The sequence below is a fragment of the Streptomyces sp. NPDC058664 genome (assembly GCF_042716635.1).
Classification (GTDB): Bacteria; Actinomycetota; Actinomycetes; order Streptomycetales; family Streptomycetaceae; genus Streptomyces.
Window position 1 is genome coordinate 1 of the sequence record NZ_JBHXRW010000087.1, and the last position, 22,678, is coordinate 22,678.

Here is a 22,678-nt window from a genome sequence, read left to right on the forward strand (position 1 = left end):
CTGGCGCGAGGGCATCAGACCGAGCCCGTGCCAGCCGCTACCAGCGCCAAGCAGCGCAACAACCGTGAAGATCACGATCTACGGCTGGAGTACTAACTGATCGTTTCAGGATGAGTTCGGCGTGAGGGCTTGGCGGTCTGGTCTGGTGGCGGCAGGGTGCTGCGGGTGTCGGATGATCTTGTTCCTGATGACCTCTGGGAACACATCGCTCCACTGCTGCCGCCCCGCCCGCCGCGGCGTCATCGGTATCCCGGGCGTCTGCCGGCGGACGCCCGTGCGGCCCGGCGGGGCATCGTGTACGTGCTTCGAAAGAACGTGAGCCGGAGAGACGTGCCCCCGAGCGAGCCGGGTGCAGCGGGGCGACGGCCTGGCGGCGTCCGCCCTGACCACGTCGCCGGCCTCGGCTCTCCTCGCCGGGGCCGACACGTGTGTGATCGGCGGGAACGCGGCACGTCCTCGCGGATCACCCGGATGCCGCCTCCGGGTCGCGGTCGGACGCGGGCCAGACATAGGGCAGGTCGTCCGGCACGCCGGGGAACCGGTCACGGTAGAACTCCGGGTCCTTGCGCACCAGAGCCGACCGGTGGCTGAGGTGAAAGGCCGGGTCACCGATCCAGGGCGGCACGTCACCGCCCGCGCCGAGCTGCCGCTGGGACCGCACGAGCGCCTCCGGACGCAGGGCCCGGAAGCCGTCGACCAGGGTCACCGCGCACGTGTCGGCGCGCCCCTCGCTCGTCCAGACCCGGCACATGTCCAAGCCGTACCGCACGAGCGCCTCCTCGTAACCGGTCCACATCCGGACCGCCGGGTGTCTGCGCCAGCCGTACCCGGGAACGGTCAGCCCGCGGAACACCTGCAGCGCCTCGACCCGCTGTTTCCCGAGCCGTCGGGGATCCAGCGCCAGGGCCGATTCGACAAAGTCCGGAAACGGAAGAAAAGTCTGCATGCGGCCTCCCTACCCGCACTCCGCGCCGACGTCCCGGGTCGGGCCCATACATGGTCGACGCCGCCCCTTCAAGAGCCGGTCCGCGTCAAGGGACCGAGGATTTTCGGGCTCGTTCCCGCCCGTAACGCTTGGTTAACTCTGCAAACAGCTTTGCCGAGTTATGGTCGTTCTTGACTGGTCGTTGACCAGCCATTGGCCTTCCTTAGACTTTGCGAACTACCTGGACGGAGGCATATGCAGCGAGTCTCGACGGCCTGGATCGCGGCGGCGATCCTCGCCCCGACCTTGGTTGCCCTCCAGCTCCTCATCTCCCTCCCTTCCTTCGCGTCTGCACATACAGCTCGTGACACCCTGGCCAAGGCTCCATCCGGAACGAAGCCCTCCGGAGCGGCCGCGTACGACGGGATCGTCGTCTGCGGCGACACCGACGCGCCGGGGGACCCGATCGGTCCCGTGCGCACCCGCGACCGGCAGCGCACCGCCGACAACCCCCCGGCCTCCGAGCGCCCGATACCGGCCCGCCGTGGCTCATCCGCGCCCCGACCGGGCACGCCGACCTCGGCGGACCTCCACCCGGCGAGATCGTCGGGGGCTCGTTCCCTCACCGCACTCCAGGTGTTCCGCTGCTGATCGGCAGAGCGGCCCTCGCCTCCCACCCACCTGTCCCGCACACCCGACGCGTCCCCACGGCGCGCCAGGAGGAGTCACCACGCCATGCAGCCCCTCATCGACAACGCCCGTACGTTCGGACAGCGCCCTGAGGAGTTCGCCCGGCTGGCCGAAGGCCAGTCCCCCGAGGTCCTGTTCATCACCTGCGCCGACTCCCGGGTCGTCCCGGCCCTGATCACCGGCGCCAAGCCCGGCCAGCTGTTCGAGCTGCGCACGGCGGGCAACATCGTCCCGCCCCACGGCTCCGGCACCCCCACCGGCGAGGCCGCCACCATCGAGTACGCCGTCGAGGTGCTCGGCGTCGAGCACATCGTGGTCTGCGGCCACTCGTACTGCGGCGCCGTGGGCGCGGTGGTGCGCGGCGACGACCTGGACGCCGTCCCCGCGGTGCGTGACTGGCTCGCGCACGCCGCGGAGGAGCCCACGTGCGCCGACCCGGCCGACCCGACGGTCTCCGAGGCCGTGCAGCACCACGTCCTGACGCAGCTGCTGAGGCTGCGTTCCTACCCCTGCGTCGGCAGGCGGCTGGCGGCGGGTCGGCTCAGCCTCCACGCCTGGTACTACGAGGTGCACACCGGAGCCGTACGTGAGCACCGCGCGGAGACCGACACCTTCGAAGCGCTGTGAGGGTGGCCACCATGACCAAGTTCCCCTACTTACGGCAGGACTTCACCGCCTCGCTCGTCGTGTTCCTGGTCGCCCTCCCCCTGTGCGTGGGCGTCGCCGTCGCCTCCGGTGTCCCGGCCGAGCTCGGACTCGTCACCGGCATCGTGGGCGGCATCGTCACCGGCCTCATGCGCGGCAGCAGCCTGCAGGTGTCCGGGCCGGCGGCCGGCCTGACCGTGCTCGTGTACGAGGCCGTCAGCGAGTTCGGGCTTCCGGTGCTCGGTGTGATCGTGCTGGCGGCGGGCCTGCTCCAGCTCGCCATGGGCGCCCTGAGGCTGGGGCGCTGGTTCCGCGCGATCTCGGTCGCCGTCGTCGAGGGCATGCTGGCCGGCATCGGACTGGTGATCATCGCCGGCCAGCTGTACGCGGCGGCCGGCCTGAAGGCTCCCGCTTCCGGCACCGACAAGATCCTCGGGCTGCCCGGCGCCGCCGTCGACGCCGTCGGCAGCACTGGGGCACTGGCCTCGCTCGCGGTCGGCGCGGGAACCATAGCCGTGCTGGTGCTGTGGAAGAAGCTGCCGCGGAAGGCCGGGACCGTGCCGGGCGCACTGGCCGCGGTGATGCTGGCGACGGTGGTCACCCAGGCGTTCGGACTGCCGGTGGCCACCGTCGAGGTGAACGGCCTGCTCGGCTCCGTCCAGCTGCCCGGCGCCGAGGCGCTCGGTGCCCTGGCCGACCCGGCCGTCATCGGCACGATCATCGCCTTCGCCCTGATCGCCTCCGCCGAGAGCCTGTTCAGCGCGGCCGCGGTGGACCGTCTGCACGACGGCCCGCGCACCCGGTACGACGAAGAGCTCATGGCGCAGGGCGCGGGCAACACGCTCTGCGGTGTGCTCGGCGCCCTGCCGATGACCGCGGTCATCGTGCGCAGCTCCGCCAATGTGGCGGCGGGCGCGAGGACCAGGGCGTCCCGGGTGCTGCACGGCGTGTGGCTGCTGCTGTTCGCGGCGCTGCTGCCCGGGGCGCTGGCGCTCATCCCGCTGCCCGCGCTCGCCGGCATCCTGGTCCACGCGGGCTGGAAGCTGATCCCCTTCCGCGGTGTCGTGTCGCTGTGGCGGGGGCACCGGGGTGAGGCCCTGATCCTGGTGGCCACGGCGGCGGCGATCGTCACGGTGAACATGTTCGAGGGCGTACTGATCGGGCTGGCCCTGTCCGTGGTCAAGACCGCCTGGGAGACGTCGCACGTGAAGCTGGAGGTCATAGACAAGGGCGCGGGTCCGATCCAGGCGTATCTGTCGGGCAACGCGACCTTCCTGCGGCTGCCGAAGATACTCGACAGCCTGGAGGCGCTCCCCCAGGACCGACCGGTCGTGGTCGACCTGTCCGGCCTGCACCACCTCGACCACGCCTGCCGCACGGCCCTGGAGACCTGGGCCGAACGGCACAGCGTCGCCGGAACGGAACCGGTGAAGGTCACGGAACCGGAGAAGGCCACCGAGCAGGAGAGAGCCACCGAGCCGGTGAAGGCCGCATCCGGCGAGATCGCCTGACGGATCGCCGGAAGTCCTGAGGAACGGGAGGGTCCTCCCTGAGGAACGGGAGGACCGTAGGACCGCGTCACGTTCGGCCGGAGGCGCGACGCACGCGCCTCCGGCCGCTCGGCCGCCCCGACCGGTCGTCGACGGCCGCGGCTCGGATCGCGGAACTCGCCGGGTCCGAACGCGGGATATCGGGGCAGACGAAGAGGGACGGCCGATGGGCGGCCGGTCTGGAGGCACACCCATGACACAGGAACCCCCGTCCGTCGCAGCGGCGGACTCGGCCCGGTCGGCCCTCGAGGAGGTGTCCGATCCCGCCGCGAGGGCGGTGGTGCTGGCGCTCCTGACGGTCTGCGACGAGCTGCGGGCCGTGTCCGAGCGGCTGGGCAGCGTGGACACGCGGCTGGAACAGGTGAACCAGTACCTCGGGGCCCTCGCCAACAAGCCCTGATCGTCCACTGCCGGGAGCGGGGGGCCGCGGGTCGCTCCCCGCGTCCGGTCAGAAGGCGAAGACCACCCGGTCGTCCAGGGTGGCGCCCATGGTGCAGGTGTTGGCGAACGTGTGGGTCCATGAGGTGCGGGACCCCTCCCACACCCCGTCCACGGTGACGGTGACGGGGTCGAAGTGCTGCGGGCACATCCGGTCCGGGTCCGGGGAGGCGAGCAGGCCCTCGAAGGCACCGCCCGGCGAGGTCGCCTTGAGTTCGGCACAGGCGTCCTCGGGCGCCGGGTGCGTTCCGCCGGCGGTCGGCGCGCAGCTGAGCGTGACGGCGCGCAGGACAGTGGCCGCGCTCGCGTCGGCTCCCTTGCTCACGCTCAGCACGAGCGCGGAGGGGGCGTAGAGGCTGTCGGTCCGGGCTTCCGCCACACCGGCGGCGCCGGCGAGGCAGAGAAGTGCGGACGTAGAAGCTGCAACGAAACCGCGAAGCATAACCATGACTCACTTTCGATTCGAAGATTAGAGGCAGTTTCAACCTTTCGATCACCGCCTCTCGTACGTTTCGGAGCGTGTCTGACACGGAGAGCGATCGCAAGTTCGCGCGCACTATTCGGACACCGCCGCCCGCATGCCGGTGATCGCACGCATGTCCAGCAGGTCAGAGCCGGTGCCGGTCGGCCGTGGCACTGATCCACACCGTGCCCGCCGTCGCCCCGACGTGGCTTCCCGCCTGCCCAGGGACACGTCCCCTTCACCGAACGGTCGTTCAGTACGACCAGTTCTCGACGCATGGAGGGTATGCGCCGCACCGCCTGGTCTTCGCCGAGTCCACGAGCGGCTCCCTCTACCGGGCGGCCACCCTGCCGGTCCCCGAGAGCTGAACGCCTCACCGGACGGGCGACCGGCGCGCCCTGCGTCCGCCGGACCGCCCGCTCCCTCCGCGGGGATGGAAGATCCACGTCTCGGCCGGGCTGGACAACGCGGAGGCGGTCCTCGCCACGGTCCGCGCGTACTGCCTGCGGCAGGAGGTGACCTTCACGTTCGTCCCCAACCGCTACCTGCTGCACCAGCGCAACGCCAAGTACGCGGACCGCTCCGCGAGCGGCAAGTTCATCACCGTCCACCCGGCCGACGACCGGCAGTGCGAGCGTGTGGCCACCGACCTGGCGGAACTGCTGGACGGCGAGCCCGGTCCGTACGTCTTGAGCGCCCTGCGGTGGGGCCGGGCCCCGTGCACCTGCGGTACGGAAGCTTCACCCGCCGCCACTGCTACGACGAGAACGGGGACCTGCGGCCGGCCCTCGAAGACGGCTCCGGCACGCTCGTACCCGACCCGCGCGGTCCGGTCTTCCACCTGCCCGACTGGGTTACGCCGCCCGCCTTCGTGCTCCCGCGCCTCGATACGAGGGCCGCGGTGACCGTGCGGGACATGCCGTACGAGATCGAGAAGGCACTGCACTTCTCCAACGGCGGCGGGGTGCGGGAGGCCCGGCACCTGCGGTCCGCCAGGCGGGTCGTCCTGAAGGAGGCGCGTCCGCACGCCGGGCCGGCCGTGGACGGACCGGACGTCGTGAGCAGGCTGCACGGCGAGCGCGACGCGCTGCGGCGGCTCTCGGGGCTCGCCTGCACCCCGGAGGCCCTCGGCAGCTTCACGATCGGCGAGCACCACTTCCTGGCTCTGGAGCTCGTGGAGGGCAAGCCGCTCCATACCTTCTTCGCCCGCAGGAATCCGCTGATGGAGGCCGATCCGCCGGCGGAGAGGCTCGCCGGGTACACCGCATGGGCTCTGCGGATCCACGGGCTTGTCGAGGGGGGCCGTGGCCGCGGTGCACGCCCGCGGGACCGTCTTCAACGACCTGCACCTGTTCAACATCACGGTGTCCGGGGGCGAGTCCTCAGGGAGGACCGGTTCTTCCCCGGCGACATCGCCCAGTTCGCCACCGCCGGGGCGGGGGCATGTCCATGGGGTACGGCACCGCCGGAGTGCTCCGCGCGCCCGGCGAGAGCGGGGCCCCTCGATGTCCCGAGGCCGAGGAGAGGCTGCTGCGGTACGCCAAGGACCCGACTCCGGCACGCCGCTCGGCTTCTACGACGGGCTCACCGGCGTCGCGTGGACGCTCGACCGGCTCGGGCACACGGTCGCCGCGCTCGAACTGGCCGCACTCGTGCTGGAACAGGACCACGACGCCCTCGCCCCCGACCTGCACGGAGGGACGGCCGGCATCGGTCTCGCCCTGGACACCCTGGCCACCCCCACCGGTGAGAGTGGCCTGCACGCGGCGGCCCTGCGCCGCGCCGAGTTGTCGGCCCTCCCGCTCCAGGCGTCCGCCCGAACGACGGGGCGGCCGGGGCGGCGGGCAAGATGCGCACGGAGCTGCTGGACGGCGGTGCCGGACGGGCCCTGCTGTTCGTACGGCTCTACGAACGCACTCGGGACTCCGCGCTGCTCGATCTCGCCGCCGAAGCGCTCGACGACCTCTCCCGCCGCGTCCGCGGGGTCTCCGGGACCCTGCAGCTCGACGAGGCCGGCGCACGATGCCGTACCTCGGTGCGGGCAGGGCGGGCATCGGCATGGTGATCGACGAGCGCGGCGGCACGGAGGCGGTCGCGGGCGCCGTGACGGAGGGTGGCAGACACTCCGCGTCCGCGACGTACACATCCGTCTCCGACACCTCGGAAGCCGGACCGTGCAGCCACCGGGCAGCGAGGACACCACCAGGACGCCGCTCGACCGCAGCAGTTCCTCGAGCGCCGAGCGCAGGAGCCGCGCCTCGTGGACCACCGTCAGCTGTATCGTTCCCATCCCTTCGGTCCTCCGTCGCGCACCCCCGGCACGACGGAGGACCGAAGGGATGGGAAATGTCCGGATCCCACCCCGTACCGCTCCCCGCAGATTCCTCGTCTGCGAGGAGATCCGTGTACACGGCGGGGTCAGAGGTACCGGGAAAAGCCCTGGAGGGCGGGAGCGTCGTCCTGGAGACCGTCCGCTACGCCGGTCCCGCCCTGTCCGCGCGGCACCCTGCCCCCGGGGTCGGCGTCGCGCCGCGCCTCGCCGGTCACGTCAGCAGGGACTGCGCCAGACGCCCAGCTCCAGCTCCTTCCGCATCGACGACAGCCGCAGGGCACGGGCCTGCGGACAGAAGGAGGCCGTGGGCTCTTCGTACTCCACGTGGAACACCGCCTTTCCCGCCGCGACGAACGGTTCGAGCAGGGCGCACTCGTCGAACTGCGCGCACTCCTCGTTGACCGCGAAGTCGAAGTGCCGCACCAGTTGGGGAATCTGGCCGAGGTCGTTCTTGAGGCCCACCGCCAGACCCCGCTCGTGCGCGATCTCGGCGATCATCCTGTTGTAGCGGAGCTGGTCGGCGGCCGACAGGGAGAAGCCGGTGTCGGCGGCGTAGCCCTCCATCAGGTCCGGCTCCACCGCGTCGAACCCCTTGTCCCGGCACATGTCGAAGCGACGCTCCATGAGCGGTCGCAGGAGGTCGACACGGCGGATGTCCAGCCAGCGCTCACCGTGCCAGCCGTTGGGCCTCCCGAGGAGGGAACGCGGAAAGGCATGCCGGTCGGGGCGGTAGTCCTCCCAGGCCCCGACGTTGACGTAGCAGATCACCTTGCGGCCGTCCCGGTGCAGCCGTGCCACGGTGGCGGCGCTGTTCTCGAAACCGTCGATGTCGTAGACGGGGACGTCGACGGACGGATCGACCGTGCCGTCGAGCTGCCACTGCCAGGTCAGACCGGGCCGCGGCTGCCACCGCCGGCCGGCCGGGGTACCGGTCACGGCGCCGGTCGGCCGGGCAGAGGGCGGCCCGCTGGTCGGCCCGCCGGTGGGGGTCCCCGCGCGATCGGTCGTCGGCGTCGTGGTGGGGCCGGTCGTGGCCTCGGGCGTACGGGGCGAGGCGGCCGGTCCGGACGAGGGCGCGGTCGCCGACCCGCTCGCGCTGGGGGCCGGGCCGCCGGCCCGCCGGTCGGGGGTGGCGGAGCACGCGGCGAGGAGGACCGGCAGAAGCAGCGCGGCCGCGAAGTGCGACCAGGGCCGCCGCCTCACCGCTCCGCCTGTGCCAGTGCCAGTGCCGGGGTCAGTGCGGACCAGGGGTTGGGCGGTTCCCCCGTCACCGGCCCGCACACCGCCGCGCCCCGCTCCCGCGCGGTGCGCACGGCGATCGGGACGAGCGGTTCCGGTACCCCGTACACCAGATGGCAGAGCCGTTCCGGTGCCAGCCGGGTCGTCCACGACGGGCGGCTGAATGTCGACACGTACGTCGACCAGTGACCCTCGAAGGTGACCGTGACGTCGGCGAGGCGGGCGTACCCGGGGGCGGGGTGCACCCCCGGGTTGAGGACCACGGTGGAGACCCCGGCCTTGCGCAGCCCGCGCACGAGCCGTCGGCACTCCGGCAGCCCGTCCCGACCTGCCGTCGTCCGGTCGAGGAAGCATCCGTCCACCCCGTACCACTCCCGGTGGCGAAGGGATTCGGCCACGATCCGCTCCCGGTCGCGCATGCCGTAGTCGGTGTCCACATAGCCGAGCAACCGGGCCCCCGCCGCCCGCAGAGCGCGGGTGGCCGCGGCGAACGCGGGATCCGGAGCGTCGCCCGGACCGCTCGCCGGGTTGATCACCACGGCGTACGTGTGCGCCGCGCCGGCGATGAGTCGGCGCCACGCGTCCGGGTCCTCGGCCGGATGGACGTACAACGGGATCAGCAGACTCACCGCGCCGCCACCCGGACGGAGTGCGCCGCCCAGAGGGCCCTCGTCGAGGCGTCGAGGGAGTACGACGGCTGCCACCCGAGGGCGATACGGGCCGCGCCGATGTCGGAGCACTGCCACGACACCTGCGCGGACCGCGCCGAGCCTCCCCCCTCCGTCTCGACGATCCGGCCGCGGAACCCGGCCGCTTCCGCGAGCCTGTGCACCAGCTCCCGTACGGGAAGGGCCTCCCCGCTCCCCACGTTGAGGACGGGCGGAAGCGCCGCCGCGGTCGTGACCGCGAGCTCCGCCGCGCGTGCCACATCACGTACGTCCACGAAGTCGCGGTACGCGGACAGATCCCCGAGCCGCAGCTCCGGCCCGTCGCCCGGTCCAGTGCCCGGCCCGTCACCCGTACCCTCCCAGGAGCCGGCCTCGGCCTCCGCGAGCAGCGCGGCGACCCTGCCGGGCAGGCCGGTGGGCGGCGCCCCCGCACCCACCGGATTCCCCACCCTCAGCACGACCGCGTCCAGTCCCGACGCGGTCACCGCCACCGTGCCCGCCAGCTTGGTGGCTCCGTACGGCCCCGCCGGGAGGCACGCCTCCGTCTCCGTCACGCGTCGGCCGCACGTGCCGGGTCCGTACTCGGCGGCGGAGCCGAGATGAACCAGGCGGACCGAGGGCGCGGCCTCGCGGAGCGCCGCGCACAGCACGGCCGGCCCGCGCGCGTTGACCTCCGCGAGGGTGACGGCGTCGCCGCCGGTCGCGCCCGCGCAGTTGACGACGGCATCGGGCCTGGCACGCGCGAGCGCCCCGGCCAGGTCGTGCGGGCGGTCGGAGGCGAGGTCGACGGTGACGTCGGCCGCCGGGGAGCGGCTGCCGACGAGCACCCGCGTGCCCGGCAGCTCACGCAGCCGCTCGATGACGTGGCCGCCCAGGTATCCGCCGGCGCCGAGGACGAGGATCCGCATCGGTACTCAGGCTCCCTTGAGCAGCAGCGACTTGCGGCTGGTGAACTCCGCGTTGGCCCGGTCGTAGTCGTCAGGACGGCCGATGTCCAGCCAGTAGCCGTCGAACTCGTACGCGTGCGGGGGCCTCTCGGCGGCGAGCAGGTCGAGCACCAGCTCGTCGAAGCCGAGCGGAAGGCCGGGCGTGTAGGCGTCGAGCGTGCTCCGGGAGACGCCGTAGACGCCCATGGAGACCCGGTAGTCGATGCTGGGCTTCTCCGTGAAGGCGACCACCCTGCTGGCGTCGGTGGTGAGCACCCCGAAGTCGATGCGCACCTTGCGCGCGTACGTGGCGATGGTCAGGGGCGCGGCCGACAGCTCGTGCCGGCGCAGCACGTCGGCGTAGTCGAGGTCGGTGAGCACGTCGCCGTTCATGACGAGGAAGTGCTCCGGCAGCCGGTCGCGGAGGGTGAGCAGCGGCCCCATGGTGCCGAGCGGGCTCTCCTCGGTGGCGTAGTCGATGGACATGCCCCACTGCGAGCCGTCGCCGACGTAGGCGCGGATGATCTCGCCGAGGTGTCCGATGGCGAGGGTGCAGTGGGTGAAGCCGGCGGTGGCCAGCTGGCGCAGCACGATCTCCAGGATGGCGTGCTGGTCGCCGATGGGGACGAGCGGCTTGGGCAGAGCGGTGGTGTACGGCCGGAGCCGGACGCCTTTACCACCGGCCAGGATCACAGCGTGCATGGCAAACCTCCTGCGGTACGTGCCGGGTGGGTCAGATGTTGTAGATGCCGGTCTTGTAGCGGGCCAGATGGGCCGGGTCGGCGAACCACTCGGCGGTCCGCGCGAGGCCCTCCTCCAGGGAGTGGCCCGGACGCCAGCCCGTCGCGGCGGTCAGCCGGGACGCGTCGGCGACGAGCCGCATGACCTCGGAGTTGGCGGGCCGCAGCCGGTCTGGGTCCTCGCGGACGTCGAGCGGGGCGTCCATGACCTTTCCGATGAGCGCGACCAGGTCGCCGACGGAGATCTCCCCGCCCGTCCCCGCGTTGAAGGTGCGGCCGACGACCTGCTCGGCCGGAGCCGCGCCCACCGAGAGGAAGGCCTGCGCGGTGTCCTCGACGAAGGTGAAGTCCCGGGTCGGGCGCAGATCGCCGAGGGTGAGGGTGCTTTCCCCGGCGGCGATCTGGCCGATCACGGTGGGGATGACGGCCCGCATGGACTGCCGGGGACCGAAGGTGTTGAAGGGCCGCAGGGTCACCACGGGGGTGGCGAAGCTGGCGTGGTAACTGTCGGCGAGACGGTCACCGCCCGCCTTCGAAGCGGCGTACGGGGACTGGGTGTTGATCGGGTGGTCCTCGGTGATCGGCACGGTCTGGGCGGTGCCGTACGTCTCGCTGGTCGAGGTGTGGACGAGCCGGGGCGTCCCCAGCGCGCGGACCGCTTCGAGGACGTTGAGCGTGCCGGTGACGTTGGTGTCCACGTAGCTGTGCGGCGCCTGGTACGAGTACGGGATCGCGATGAGCGCGGCGAGATGGTAGGCGCAGTCGGCACCGTCCAGCAGGCCGCGGACCGAGCCCGGGTCGCGGACGTCGCCGAGGACGATCTCCACGTGGTCGAGGACGTCGGGGGAGAGGGTCTCCAGCCAGCCGTAGGAGGAGAACGAGTTGTACTGGGCCATGGCCCTGACCCGGTGGCCGGAGGCGACGAGCGCCTCCGTGAGGTGCGAGCCGATGAACCCTTCGGCTCCGGTGACGGCGGCGAGCGGTGCGGAAGTCAACTCTCTGGTTCCTTTCGTCGGTGGCGTGCTGTCGAGGCGGTGGACGTTCAGGTGGTGGACGTACGGACGGCGGTCGTACGGACGGCGACCGTTCAGGCGCTGGGACGTCGAGTCGGTGGGCCTTCGGGTGGTCGGACGGTGACGCGGTGGCGTGGCAAGGGACGGCCGATCGTCGAAGGTCCCTGGACGCCTGGGACGAGGGGCCGGTCAGACGTGCGGTGACGGCCGGCCCAAAACGGTGACGGCGCAGGCCGTGAGGCAGACCGACGCCACGCCGAGGACGGCGGGCAGCAGCGGCGGGGGCCCCGGAGACGGAGCCGACAGAGTGACCGCGCTCGCGGCGCCGGCCGCCGTGAGGCAGATCGCCGCCGGCGGCCACGCCACGCCGAAGGCCTGCAGGAGAAGGGCCGTCCACAGCGCCGCCGCCAGGGCCGGCAGCGAGACCGGATCGGAGTCGGTGAGCAGCACCGGAGGAAGCAGGAGCAACAGGTAGCCGCAGAGGCAGAACGCGAGGACGCCGGACGAGCGGAGCAGGAACGCCCGGGGCGTCGCGCCGGCCCGCAGCGCGGCGACCGACCATCCCCGGTAGCGGTAGAGGAGCCACTCGGCCGGGCCCATGCTCAGCGTCAGCGCGACGACCCCGTACGGGTCCTGTCGGCCCACCAGCATCACGAGCACCGCTGCGGCAAGGCCGAACAGGCCGTACGGCACGGACTGCCCCAAGGGAGGGCGCGGCCCGTCGGCGGCGGCCGGTACGGCGAACCCCGCTCCCAGCGCCCGTGCGGCGGCGGCCAGTGTGGCGAGCAGTGCCAGCAGCGGCAGGACCAGCCGCAGCAGGGCGCCCGGTTCCCACCAGGGCAGGACCGCCGCCCCGGCGATCAGCGGGCTGAGCGCGGCGAGCAGCATCCGCTCCCGGCCCAGCACCAGCAGGATGCCCGCCGCCGCCAGGTAGAGGGACTGGGCCGCGGCCACCGCGGTGGCCGGTCCGCCTCCGGCGGGGATCGCGGCGAGACCCGTGGCGAGGGCGGCCCCGAGCGCGGAGCCGGTCAGCAGGGTGCGCGTCGCCTCCCGGCGGCCTGTCACGAGCCGCAGGTGCGCACGGTGGCCGAGCCCCTGTCCCCACGCCCAGGAGACGACACCCGCCACGATCAGGACGGGGGCGTGCCGGTCGATCCGCCACAGCGGCGCGGTGAGCAGATAGGCGAGGGCCGGCAGAGCGAACAGGAGCCCGCGCAGCAGACAGCGCACCGTGTCGGGCCGCCAGGGGTCCGGCGGTGCGGCGGGCTCGGGAAAGGTCCGGGGGACGCGCTCGTACAGCGCCGCCGCCAGGGAGAAGAGGTCGGGGTGCCCGTACCGCTCCTTGATGACGGCCGCGGAGAGGCCGTCCGCCTCCAGGAGTGCGGCCACCTCGTAGGGGTGGACGGCCGGGCCGACGCTCTCGGCGAGCTCGGCGGCGAGCGCGCTGACCGCCTCCTCGTCGGGCCCCGTACGGGACCGTCGGCCCCCCGGCGTGAGATCACCCGCCGGCCTCCGGATCATGAGGGTGGGGTCGTCCGGGGACCGACGGCCCCGGCGCGGCGCGGCCAGTCGGATCGCGAGCGTGTCCTGCTCCGCCCCACCGGGTTCGAGGTACATCGGGCCGCTCATCCGGCGAGGCTTCCGGTGCCGCTGACCGCCGGTACGGGCAGCGTGATCCGGCCCTGCGGCTCCCGTGCGCCCGAGGCCAGTTCGTGGTAGACGGCGCGGAAGGTGTCGATGGTCTGCCGGAGCGTGAACTGCTCGATCACCCGCAGTCGGGCCGCCGCTCCCATCGCCCGGCGCCGTTCGGAGTCGCCGAGCAGCGCGAGCGCGGCGCCGGCCATCGCGGACGGATCGCGCGGCGGCACCACCAGGCCGGTGTCGCCGACCGCCTCCCGTACGCCTCCGACGTCGGTGGAGACGGTCGCCCGCCCGCACGACATCGCCTCGATCAGGGTGAACGGGAACCCCTCGCTGATGCTGGACAGCATGACGACATTGCCGGCCGCGTAGGCGTCCTTGATGTCGTCGACGCGTCCCTCGAAGGTCACCGCGCCGCCCGCGCCGAGCTCGGCGGCCAGGGCCTCGCAGCGCTCGCGGTAGGCTTCGCCGCCCCGGGGCGTGCCGCCGAAGAGACGTAATCGGGCTTCGGGCAGTCGGTCCCTGACCAGCGCGAAGGAACGTATCAGCGTCTCCAGGTCCTTGATCGGGTCCACCCGGCCGGCCCAGCTCAGCGTGGGGGCGTCCGGTTCGGGTCCGGCGTGCGGGAAGGCGTCGGGATCCACGCCGTTGTAGACCGTGCGGATCGACGCCGGATCGGCGCCGCCCTGCTCCTCCCACAGCCGGTTGTAGCGGTTGCCCGGCGTGATCAGTGCGGCGCGGCGATAGCTCTCCTCCGCGAGGAGCCGGAAGAAGCCCAGGACCACCGCCTTGACCGGCCAGCGGTACGGAGCGGTGCGGTAGCCGAGGTACCGCTCGCGCAGGTACACCCCGTGCTCGGTCAACAGCAGCGGCACGCCGTGCCGTTCGAGGGCCGCGAGCCCCGGTAGCACCGCCACCCCGCCGCTGACCGCGTGGGCGACCCCGTCCTCCGGCGGCGGCGCCGACAGCGGACGCAGCGCGTGTTCCAGCAGGGCCGTCGCGGTGAGCGCGTCGTGCAGGGACGGCCGCGCCTCGCGCACGGCGAGTCCCGGTCGCCGCCACACGGCGGTGAGCACCGCGATCGCGGTGTCGCCGCGCAGGAACGGGCTCAGCAGACCGTCACCCGCGGCCCGCGCGAGGGCGTACAGGGCGGGAGGGAAGCCGCCCTCGGCGGCCGGGTCCAGCAACGACGCCAGGAACGTCTCGTACGCCTCGGCGAGTCGCCTGCCGGATCTGCCGCGCGGCGGACGACCGGCCGGCGCGGGACCCCACATGGGTACGGAGAGGACGCTGGAGACATGGGCCGGCAGGTCCCAGGCGAGCGGCTCCCGCCCGGTGCCGGTGACGGCGACGACGTCGAAGTCGATGTCCGGCATGCCGGTGACGAGCTGGTCGCACCAGACGCTCACACCACCGTGGCTGTGCGGGTAGGTGCCTTCGGTCAGGAGGGTGACGCGCGGGGCGCCGTGGCGCCGTGCGCCGGGGTGAACGTGCATCGATGTGTGCTCCGCGGCCGTGGTGGGGGTGAGGCTGGTCCCGGCCGCCGCTGGGCGGCCGGGACCTCGCTGCCGGTACGGGGTTCAGCCGCCCGAACCGGGCGGGACCGGCTCCGCCACGCCCTCGGGCACACGGGCGGCCGGGGCCGGGCCCGCGACCGGGGCCGGGAGGGACCCGGCCGTTCCGGTGCCCGGGCCGGCGCCGGCCGCGGAGGGCAGGGCCAGGGTCAGCGCGGCGCCCGTGAGAGGCGTCCAGCCGGACCGCTCGCCCGCGTACGACTCGCCGAAGGCGGTGCCGGCCTTCAGGGTTCCCTCGGGCGCGGTCGCGGGGACCGCCAGTCCGCCCGGACCCTCGACCGTCACGGTCCTGCCGACGCGGTACGCCGTGACCAGGCCGCCCTGGACGGCCGCGCGCCACGCGGCCCGCTGCCGGAGCTCCTGACCGATGGCCTTCATCCGGAGGTTGACCACCGGGGTGTTCGCGGCGAACAGGGCGTCGTAGCCGTCGAGCACGCCGTCCAGGACCGGGTAGGCGATGCGGTCCTCGGCCAGGTTGGACTGGTGGATGAAGTGGGGCTTGGGGTCGTTGGCGAGGACGTGGCCGAGGGCGATCTGCCGCTCCAGGGGCACGATGTGGTTCGCGTAGCCGGTGGCGGGGTCGAGCGGGGTCGGCAGGCACGTCGTGGTGGACGGGTTGTCCTCGCAGATCCCGCTGCCGCCCTGGGCGCGGCTGGTGTAGATCCAGTTGTACTCGTCGACCTGTTCGGCCGCCCGTCCCGCGTTGTAGAAGACGTTCATCGGGTGGCGTGGGACCGTCGTGGCCGGACCGACCTGCCGCTGTCCGGGCTCGCGGGAGTTGTCGGATGCCAGCCAGCTGATGCCGTTGTCGGCGAGGGCCGGACCCAGGTGGGGGTTGTCGGCGGACTGCTGCGGCAGGACGCGCAGCCCGGAGTGCTCACCGGTGACCAGTTCGTCGTCGGCCAGCGGCAGTCCCGCCGTCCGGCCCCACACGCGGTTGAGGGCGATCTCGTCGGAGACGGCCTGCCGGGTGACCCACTTGACGGAGCCGTCCGGGAGGGTGGCGCAGCGCCAGGGGACCACCGTGGTGTCCTGCTCGCAGCCGAGGAAGGCGTGCGTGTAGGTGTGGTTGATCCAGCGGAACTCGTCGCGCGCGGCGACGAGCCGGTCCGCGAGCGGGTCGACGCCGTTGTGGTCCTCGCGGAAGTCGACGCTGCCCGCCGCGTTGTAGGCGAGGTCGAGGGTGAAGCCGTGTGCGCTCTGCCAGGCGACGGCGTGGTCCACGTCCGCGGGCGTCATGCGGATGGGGTCGGGCGTGGCGTTCGGATCGGTGCAGTCCACATCGCCGGGCGTGCAGTCGAGCGTCGGGTTCCAGCGGTCGTCCGCCGCGAGCACGTCGTCGACGTGGACGGCGAAGTAGTTCCGGGAGGCACCGAGGTGCAGCCCGCCGGTCATCCACGCGACGATGCCACGGGCCAGGAGACGGAACTGCTGCTGGTACTGGTTGTAGACGAAGGTGACGACCAGTTCGCGTCGTCCGTCGTGGCGGTACTCGCCCACCAGGGATCCGCGCCGGGTCGTCCCGGGTATCGCGGCGTCGACGTACGGGGTGAAGTCGGCGCCCGCCGCGGGGGTCGACAGGTAGGCGTAACTCTCGCCCACCGACGGCGAGTTGTCCTCGAACGGAACGGCCCCGTCCAGATAGCCGAACGGTCCTGAGCGGCCGGCGGCGGTCACCTGGGCCCGGGTTCCGTCCACGCTCCCGGAGTAGCCGCCGTAGACCGGGTACTGGAGGCCGGCCTCGGGCCGGGCGTAGGTGTACGCGTCGACCTGCGGGACGTCGTAGGTCCGCTCGTAGTGCGCGAGCGCGGTCATCTCCGGTGAGCCGGCGGGAAACGGGTTGTCGTTCGGCAGGACGACGGCCTGGAACCTGGCCCTGTTCCGGCCGTCCACGGTGTCCGCGAGGTAGCCGGCGTCGATCACCGGCCGGTCCGAGCGGGTCAGGTCGATCTCGGTGTACGGCGTTCCCGCGGCGTCCAGTTCGGCCGCGATGGCATCGGTGGCGGGGCCGCCGTCGGTCACGACGAGCACCCGCAGATCGACGCGGGGAGCCGCGTCGTCGGCGCGTGCCGCCGTGCCCGGCAGGACGAGGGCGGCGACGAGCGCGCCCGTGGTGAGCCCTGTGGTCAGCAGGGTGGTGCCCAGTATCCGCTTCATGCGGTGATGTGTCCCTCCCGGAGCAGGGGTGAGTGCGGCTCCGAGGAGCGGACGCACCCCCTCGTGCGACGCCGGCATCCCCCTCGAAGGCCGGTCGTCCACGCATCCGTCGCGTCAAATAGTGGGGTATCTGTGGAGCTTCTGTGGCCCCGCTGCGAAAGGTGACGGAAAAACGCGGGCGGATGGCGGCTGTGCATGCGGCGCGAAGAGCGGCCCCGCGGGCCTTGCGGGTTCCTCCCGGCCGCCGCCTTGGCCCCCGTGCCACACCGGCTGACGCACTGGTGGGAGGCGGACGGGGCCCACCGGCGGACTCGTGAGCCCGCCGGTGGAGGTGTCAGGGAACCGTCATTGGTTCATACCGGTCCGCCGGGAAGGCCGAAGCCGGTTTCCGGCCGTGACCGACCCGGCGCCCGTCCGTCAGGAGCAGAGGACTCGGGTCTCCGGCGTGTAGACCGGACCGCCGTTGACGCTCGCGCTGTCGCTGAACTCGGCGTAGAAGTACGAGTAGAACCCGATGTTGCCGTTGCAGCCGGAGTCCGGGGCGACCTGGAGCGTCAGGGTCACCGTCCGGCTCTGGCCGGGCGGGATGGTGGCGCCGTAGTTGGCGCCGAGGTTGGCGGGGCCGGTGCCGGAACAGGGGGTGCTGCCGCCGGGGCCGGCGAGGGAGCAGCCGGCGAAGGAGTACTTCAGGTCCGGGCGCTGCGTGGTCAGCCAGGTGGGGTCGACGGTCTGGTGGACGAACCAGACGTCGTAGGTCCTGTTGTTCGTGAGCGTCATCGACAGGTTCACGGTGCCGCCGGGCGTGGTGGTCGCGGCGTCGGTGGTGAACGTCAGCTGGGCGGGGGCCGGGTCGGCGGCACTCGCGGACGGGGCCAGACCGAAGAGGGTGAGGAGCAGGGCCAGGACGGCGGTGAGACCCAGGCGTCTCGTTGACTGTGATCGCATGGCCGGGAGACTAGGTAGCGGGTCGGCCGGGTGTCTGCCCTGGAGGGAGGGCCAGAACCGGGCGCCGACCGAAAGTGCGCGCGCCGTGAAGGTGGTGCGGTCAAAGTGTGCCGGTAGCCGTGGGTGCGCGTCCGTGCACGCTGCGGCGGCGGAGACCGCGTGCGGGGGCACCTGGCCCGGCGCTCCGTGACCTCCCGCGCACGGCCGAGCTATTGGCGCGTACGCATCAGACCACGTCTTGCCGGGAGCCGGTCACAGCCGGTCCACGCCGCCGACTCCCGGCCACGAGGCCGAGTTCCGCCTCCCCCTCACGGTGCCGGCCACCGCCGGCCGGCACCGCCGGTTCCCGGGCGGACGCCGGTCTGGCCGCCGGGTCCGCGCGGAACGGCCGACGCGCGAGGGGTGGTGTCCGGTGCGAGGCTGAAGACGTACCCCGATGCGCGAGAGGCCACTGCCATGATCACCACCGACTACGCACCCGGCTCCCCCTGCTGGCTCGACCTCGGAGCCCCCGACGTCCCGGCAGCCGCCGAGTTCTACGGCGCCGTGCTCGGGTGGGAGTACGAGCCCATGGGCGAGGCCGAGGGACAGGGCGGCGGTGACGGCGCGGACGGGGACATGGAAGGCGGGATGTTCAAGAAGGACGGGAAGGTCGTCGGTGGGCTCGGCAAGCTCACGGAGGAGGGCGCCCGCTCCGCCTGGATGATCTACTACAGCGTCGCCGACGCGGACGCCACGACCCGGGCCGTGGAGCAGGCGGGCGGCACGGTCCGCGTCGCGCCCATGGACCTCGACGAGTGGGGCCGGATGGCCCAGTACACCGACCCGCTGGGAGGCCAGTTCGCCGTCTGGCAGCCGGGCACGAACAAGGGCGTCGACCTGGTGGACGAGCCGGGCTCGCTGTCCTGGACCGAGCTGTACACGACGGACACCGAGGCCGCCAAGGAGTTCTACGGCGGAGTGCTCGGCTGGTCGTACAGCGACATGGAGCTGCCCGGCGGCGGGGGCACGTACAGCCTCATCACCCCGGCCGGCCTCTCCGAGGAGCGCATGCACGGCGGCGTGATGGGCATGTCCGAGAGCGACCTCGCCCTCACCGGCGGACGGCCGTACTGGCACCCCGTCTTCGCCGTCACCGACTGCGACGCGGCGGCCGCCAAGGTGGTCGAGCACGGCGGCACCCTGCAGATGGGTCCTGAGGACGTGGCGGGCGTCGGCCGCCTCGCCGTCTGCCTCGACCCGTCGAACGCCGACTTCGTCCTCCTCGCCGGGGAACAGGCCTGAACGACCGTCCGCGTGACGCCCGGACCAGCGCCGGGCGTCACGACGGGTGGCGTCGGTGACGTCACCCGCCCTCGCGGTGGCGGAGGGTGCCTGCGGCGAACCGCGGGACGGCGGATAGCGTGCGGGCGTGGCAATGACGGGGAAGCGACGGGTCCTGTACCGGCAGAGCACCGGGTTCTGGCGGATGACGGCGAAGTGGGTACTGGCCTTCGGGGCCTTGTACCTGCTGGACGGCGGGCTGCTCCGGTCGTGGGGAGACGCTCTGGTCCTGCCGCTGATCGGGATCCTGCTGTGGGTGCCGTTCGGGATCGGCGTCGTCTGGTACCCGAAGAAGGACCAGCGCGTCGAGCTGACTGCGCGTGAACTGCGGGTGCGGCGCAAGCGGCTGCCGATGGAGAAGGTGAACCTGCTGCACGTGGCGCGGCTGTGGCTGGAGGGGCGGTCAACTGCGGACGACCAGCCGGTGGGGGAATGGGCGCGGCGCGACCGGGTGGTGTGGGTGCCGTTGCGCGACGGCCGGGCATTCGGCGTGGAGTTCCGCGACCCGGCGGCGTTCGCCAAGGTCTTCGGCGCCTTCGCAGTCGCCGCGTGCGGCGGACCCGACATCGTCCGCGCGAGGGCCGCGACGGAGACCTACCCGGACCCGCTCCCGATGCGGCCCCGCCCCGCCGACACCTCAGGCGGCTCCTGGCTGGATCTCCTGGACATCTGACAGCCGGGGACAGGGCGGCGGTCGTGGCACGGCCGTACCGCGCACCCGTCTCGGTCCGGCCGACAGCACACGACGCAGGCACCTTTCCCTCCACGCACTCCTCGGCGCCGAACAACTCCGCGCAGAAGTCGAGCAGAACGCCCTGGTCGGCGGTCACGATCACCGGCGGGATGGTGGACAGGGCACTCCTGTCGAGAGCGGTCGTGTCGCCGGGCGGAGCGTTCGAGGACGGTGAACTCATCGGAAGCACCTCCACCCCGCCGGACGGTCCACCGCACAGACTGCCGCCCGCAGCCCACGATGGGCCCGGCGAACCTCAGCGGCGCGTCTCCTCGGCACGGTCCGCCAGGTACGTGATCTCCTCCAGGATGCGCACGGCCTCCACGAGTGCCGTGCCATGGACGGGCCACTGCCTCGGGCGGTCGAGGTGGCTGACGCGCGCCCTGTCCGTCGCCTCCTCGTAGCGGCGTCCGACATCCTCGACGTGGCGCCGGAGCCGGCTGGGGTCCTCCGGTCCACTGGGCGGGTCCAGGCATTCGAGCGCCGAGGCGATGGCCCGCAGCAGTTCCCCGTACGACACGAGGAAGTCCTCGGAGGCCGACGCTTCGGGCGAGCCGACGGGTCCGGACGATTCGGGGGGCCCGGACGGGGCGGCGGGTGCGGACGATGCGAGAGCCTGCCGCTCGTACACCAAAGCCCGCGCGATGGACCGCAGGTAGGTGCCGACGCGCTCGACGGTACTGATCGTCTCGTGGTAGCGGAGCAGTAGGGCCTGAGCACTGCTCCACGGCTGCCGGGGGTTCAGCCTGGTGTTCTCTTGTTCCCGCTCGAGTTCCGCGCGGGTACGGGCCGCCTGTGCGGCCAGCTCCTCGCAGCGGTACGGCCAGTCGCTCCGCACATCCTTGCCGCGGGTCTCCCCTGTGGCGGCCCGAGCCAGGTCGTGCAGCAGTTCCTGGGTCCGTCCGGTCAGATCGGCGACCCGCCCCCGCGCCCGGTCGGTGTGCGGAGAGGGGGCGATCACGAAGTGGGCGGCGAGGCCGCAGCACACCCCGATGACCGCCGAGGTCACCAGGTGGCCGATGTAGTCGATCCGTCCGCCGCCGCCCACGAACGCGAAGAGGGCGACGACCGGGACCTGGGAGCGCTGCCCGCCCAGCAGATCGATCCGGGCCACCAGAAGGGCGAGAAAAACGAGGACGGCGAGGGTCCAGACGTGGACGCCGCCGGTGCTGCCGAAGCCCGCCGCCACCGCCGTTCCGATGGCCATGGCTCCCAGATACTGCGCCGAGTCCCACAGCGAGCGGTAGACCGTGGACTGCAGGGCCAGCAGCGCGGTGAACGGGGCGAACGCGGTGACGGCCGTGGGCAACAGCCAGGAAGCCAGGCACCACGCGACGGTCGCGGCGGCCGCCCCTTTGAGAAGAAGCAGCAGGCCGTCACGCTCTTCCCCCGGCTCCCGTACTGCCCCGCCCACGAACGAGCGCGCTGCGTACCCCCGGCCCCGGAACCACCGGGCGACCGATCCCGCTGTTCGCTCCGACACGCGTCTCTCCCACCCTTCGTCGCACTGTGCGTGGCCGTGCCCCCGCACCTACCCGAACCGGCACCATGTACGTCAGGCACCGCTCGGCGCGTGCCGGGCCGGACACCACTGGACGGACAGCCCGCAGTGCGGTCGCACGTACGGGGCCCGGATCCATCGGATCCGGGCCCCATGTCACGTCAGTGGTGGGCGAGGCTCCTGGTAGCGCTCGTGCGGTGCCGGGTTCACGAGACGCCGGCCATGACGAATCCGCTGCGGGGTGCCGTGGGGATACGCCGCAGCGGGATCCAGAGGGCCTGCAGAGCGTTCATGGGCCGCTGATTCCACCATGTGTTCAGCCGTTGGCTGCGATCATGAGCCACATGCTGTCGCTGACGATGAACGACGCCGCGGCCGAGGCACTCGTGCTTGCTGGTGGGACGGTCCTGGCGCCACCCGGCGGCCTTGCCCCTGGCCTGCGTGGCCTGCTCGCCGAAGGGATCACCCGCCGAGGAGAGGTGCTCACCTGGGCCAAGTCGGCGGGCGACGCGGGCGGTGCTCCCTCGTTCTTCGGACACCTCACCGGGTGGGAGTCGGCTGACAGCTCCTTCCATCTGGAGGACTACGTCCCCGTCGATGTCCGGATCACCGACGACGCTCCACAGATCTCGGAGCGCGATCAGCGAATCCTGCTCCTTCACGGGATCACATTCGCCATGGAGTTCCGCCGGCTCGTCACCAGACTGGACCGCCCGGGTCCGGTTCGCTGCATCATCGGAGCCAACGAAACCAACGCGACGTTCAGGTTTCACCAGATTCGTGCGGGCGAGTCGTGGCACAACCCAGACCTCGACAGCTACCGGATGGACAAGATGGTCGTAATCGATCTCAAGCCGGCTGACAGCTGACCCCACCAGCATCGACACGCGCGTCGTTGGCGAGCTGTCCGGTCTTGCCGATGCGGGGGGCGGCGCGGACGAGGACGGACGCCTGGTCGGTGACGTCCATTGATGGCGGGGCTGGAACGGTGCCGCACGCAGGCGGCTGCCATCGGTGCCTGATCGTGGCCAGCCGCCCCTAGTAGTGCTTCGTTACGTTGGGTGATCTTTCCTGTTGGTAGGCATCTTCCGGCTATGAGACTGGGGGAGGTGGAACGGCTCCGGGGTGAGGTGGCGGAGTTCGTTGCCGATGTGTTCGCCTCGCTGCCGCGGCGG

At 72.3% G+C, this 22,678-nt stretch carries 20 protein-coding genes and 1 pseudogene; 9 read left to right on the forward strand and 12 right to left on the reverse strand.

Annotated features, from left to right (window positions below; genetic code table 11):
* Nucleotides 1–129 precede the first annotated feature (129 nt).
* Nucleotides 130–377 (forward strand): annotated as a pseudogene (locus tag ACFWUY_RS37780) (transposase); the annotation flags it as partial.
* An 86-nt stretch (nt 378–463) separates the two neighbouring features.
* On the opposite strand, the gene ACFWUY_RS37785 reads toward ACFWUY_RS37780, so the two are convergent.
* A complete protein-coding gene (locus tag ACFWUY_RS37785) occupies nt 464–946 on the reverse strand; it encodes an MSMEG_6728 family protein (protein ID WP_384120777.1) in 483 nt (160 codons plus the stop codon).
* Between the two features lie 234 nt (nt 947–1,180).
* Here ACFWUY_RS37785 and ACFWUY_RS37790 point away from each other — a divergent pair, with 234 nt between their 5' ends.
* From ACFWUY_RS37790 to ACFWUY_RS37805, 4 genes are all read left to right on the forward strand, one after another.
* Nucleotides 1,181–1,576 carry a hypothetical protein gene (locus ACFWUY_RS37790; protein WP_384120779.1) on the forward strand — a complete coding sequence of 132 codons (396 nt, stop codon included), beginning with the start codon at nt 1,181–1,183 and terminating at the stop codon, nt 1,574–1,576.
* An 84-nt stretch (nt 1,577–1,660) separates the two neighbouring features.
* A complete protein-coding gene (locus ACFWUY_RS37795; RefSeq protein WP_384120781.1) occupies nt 1,661–2,242 on the forward strand; it encodes a carbonic anhydrase in 582 nt (193 codons plus the stop codon).
* 11 nt (nt 2,243–2,253) lie between these two features.
* The gene (locus ACFWUY_RS37800) at nt 2,254–3,771 is read left to right on the forward strand and encodes a SulP family inorganic anion transporter (RefSeq protein ID WP_384120783.1); all 1,518 of its coding nucleotides are present in this window, start codon (nt 2,254–2,256) and stop codon (nt 3,769–3,771) included.
* A gap of 232 nt (nt 3,772–4,003) precedes the next feature.
* Nucleotides 4,004–4,210 (forward strand): hypothetical protein, encoded by a 207-nt coding sequence (locus ACFWUY_RS37805; protein ID WP_384120785.1) that lies wholly within the window; start codon nt 4,004–4,006, stop codon nt 4,208–4,210.
* 48 nt (nt 4,211–4,258) lie between these two features.
* Here ACFWUY_RS37805 and ACFWUY_RS37810 read toward each other — a convergent pair whose 3' ends face one another.
* Complete coding sequence (locus ACFWUY_RS37810) at nt 4,259–4,690, reverse strand: subtilase-type protease inhibitor (RefSeq protein WP_384120813.1); 432 nt, start codon at nt 4,688–4,690, stop codon at nt 4,259–4,261.
* A gap of 1,870 nt (nt 4,691–6,560) precedes the next feature.
* On the opposite strand from ACFWUY_RS37810, the gene ACFWUY_RS37815 reads away from it, so the two are divergent.
* Complete coding sequence (locus tag ACFWUY_RS37815; protein WP_384120787.1) at nt 6,561–6,776, forward strand: hypothetical protein; 216 nt, start codon at nt 6,561–6,563, stop codon at nt 6,774–6,776.
* Between the two features lie 483 nt (nt 6,777–7,259).
* Here ACFWUY_RS37815 and ACFWUY_RS37820 read toward each other — a convergent pair whose 3' ends face one another.
* The 9 genes from ACFWUY_RS37820 to ACFWUY_RS37860 form a co-directional block, all read right to left on the reverse strand.
* Complete coding sequence (locus ACFWUY_RS37820) at nt 7,260–8,246, reverse strand: endo alpha-1,4 polygalactosaminidase (protein WP_384120789.1); 987 nt, start codon at nt 8,244–8,246, stop codon at nt 7,260–7,262.
* Nucleotides 8,243–8,911, reverse strand: coding sequence for a spherulation-specific family 4 protein (locus tag ACFWUY_RS37825; protein WP_384120791.1), 669 nt, complete (start codon nt 8,909–8,911; stop codon nt 8,243–8,245). The genes ACFWUY_RS37820 and ACFWUY_RS37825 overlap by 4 nt, the downstream gene beginning before the upstream one ends.
* Entirely contained in the window at nt 8,908–9,858 is a 951-nt protein-coding gene (locus ACFWUY_RS37830) for an NAD-dependent epimerase/dehydratase family protein (RefSeq protein WP_384120793.1), read from the reverse strand. The genes ACFWUY_RS37825 and ACFWUY_RS37830 overlap by 4 nt, the downstream gene beginning before the upstream one ends.
* 6 nt (nt 9,859–9,864) lie before the next feature.
* Complete coding sequence (locus ACFWUY_RS37835) at nt 9,865–10,578, reverse strand: NDP-sugar synthase (RefSeq protein WP_384120795.1); 714 nt, start codon at nt 10,576–10,578, stop codon at nt 9,865–9,867.
* Nucleotides 10,579–10,609: 31 nt separating this feature from the next.
* Entirely contained in the window at nt 10,610–11,611 is a 1,002-nt protein-coding gene (locus ACFWUY_RS37840; RefSeq protein ID WP_384120797.1) for a GDP-mannose 4,6-dehydratase, read from the reverse strand.
* 207 nt (nt 11,612–11,818) lie between these two features.
* Nucleotides 11,819–13,258: a hypothetical protein gene (locus ACFWUY_RS37845; protein ID WP_384120799.1), complete on the reverse strand. Its 1,440-nt coding sequence runs from the start codon at nt 13,256–13,258 to the stop codon at nt 11,819–11,821.
* Nucleotides 13,255–14,766 (reverse strand): GT4 family glycosyltransferase PelF, encoded by a 1,512-nt coding sequence (gene pelF / locus ACFWUY_RS37850; RefSeq protein WP_384120801.1) that lies wholly within the window; start codon nt 14,764–14,766, stop codon nt 13,255–13,257. The genes ACFWUY_RS37845 and pelF overlap by 4 nt, the downstream gene beginning before the upstream one ends.
* A gap of 84 nt (nt 14,767–14,850) precedes the next feature.
* Nucleotides 14,851–17,001, reverse strand: a complete 2,151-nt coding sequence (locus tag ACFWUY_RS37855; protein ID WP_384120803.1) for a hypothetical protein — start codon at nt 16,999–17,001, stop codon at nt 14,851–14,853.
* A 417-nt stretch (nt 17,002–17,418) separates the two neighbouring features.
* On the reverse strand, nt 17,419–17,946 hold the full coding sequence (locus ACFWUY_RS37860; RefSeq protein WP_384120805.1) for a hypothetical protein: 528 nt from the start codon (nt 17,944–17,946) through the stop codon (nt 17,419–17,421).
* Between the two features lie 456 nt (nt 17,947–18,402).
* Between ACFWUY_RS37860 and ACFWUY_RS37865 the strand changes: the two genes are divergently transcribed.
* Both ACFWUY_RS37865 and ACFWUY_RS37870 read left to right on the forward strand, forming a co-directional pair.
* Nucleotides 18,403–19,230: a VOC family protein gene (locus ACFWUY_RS37865; protein WP_384120807.1), complete on the forward strand. Its 828-nt coding sequence runs from the start codon at nt 18,403–18,405 to the stop codon at nt 19,228–19,230.
* Between the two features lie 133 nt (nt 19,231–19,363).
* Complete coding sequence (locus ACFWUY_RS37870) at nt 19,364–19,942, forward strand: hypothetical protein (RefSeq protein WP_384120815.1); 579 nt, start codon at nt 19,364–19,366, stop codon at nt 19,940–19,942.
* Nucleotides 19,943–20,258: 316 nt separating this feature from the next.
* On the opposite strand, the gene ACFWUY_RS37875 is transcribed toward ACFWUY_RS37870, so the two are convergent.
* On the reverse strand, nt 20,259–21,485 hold the full coding sequence (locus tag ACFWUY_RS37875; protein ID WP_384120809.1) for an aromatic acid exporter family protein: 1,227 nt from the start codon (nt 21,483–21,485) through the stop codon (nt 20,259–20,261).
* Between the two features lie 353 nt (nt 21,486–21,838).
* On the opposite strand from ACFWUY_RS37875, the gene ACFWUY_RS37880 reads away from it, so the two are divergent.
* Complete coding sequence (locus tag ACFWUY_RS37880; protein WP_384120811.1) at nt 21,839–22,372, forward strand: hypothetical protein; 534 nt, start codon at nt 21,839–21,841, stop codon at nt 22,370–22,372.
* Nucleotides 22,373–22,678 lie beyond the last annotated feature (306 nt).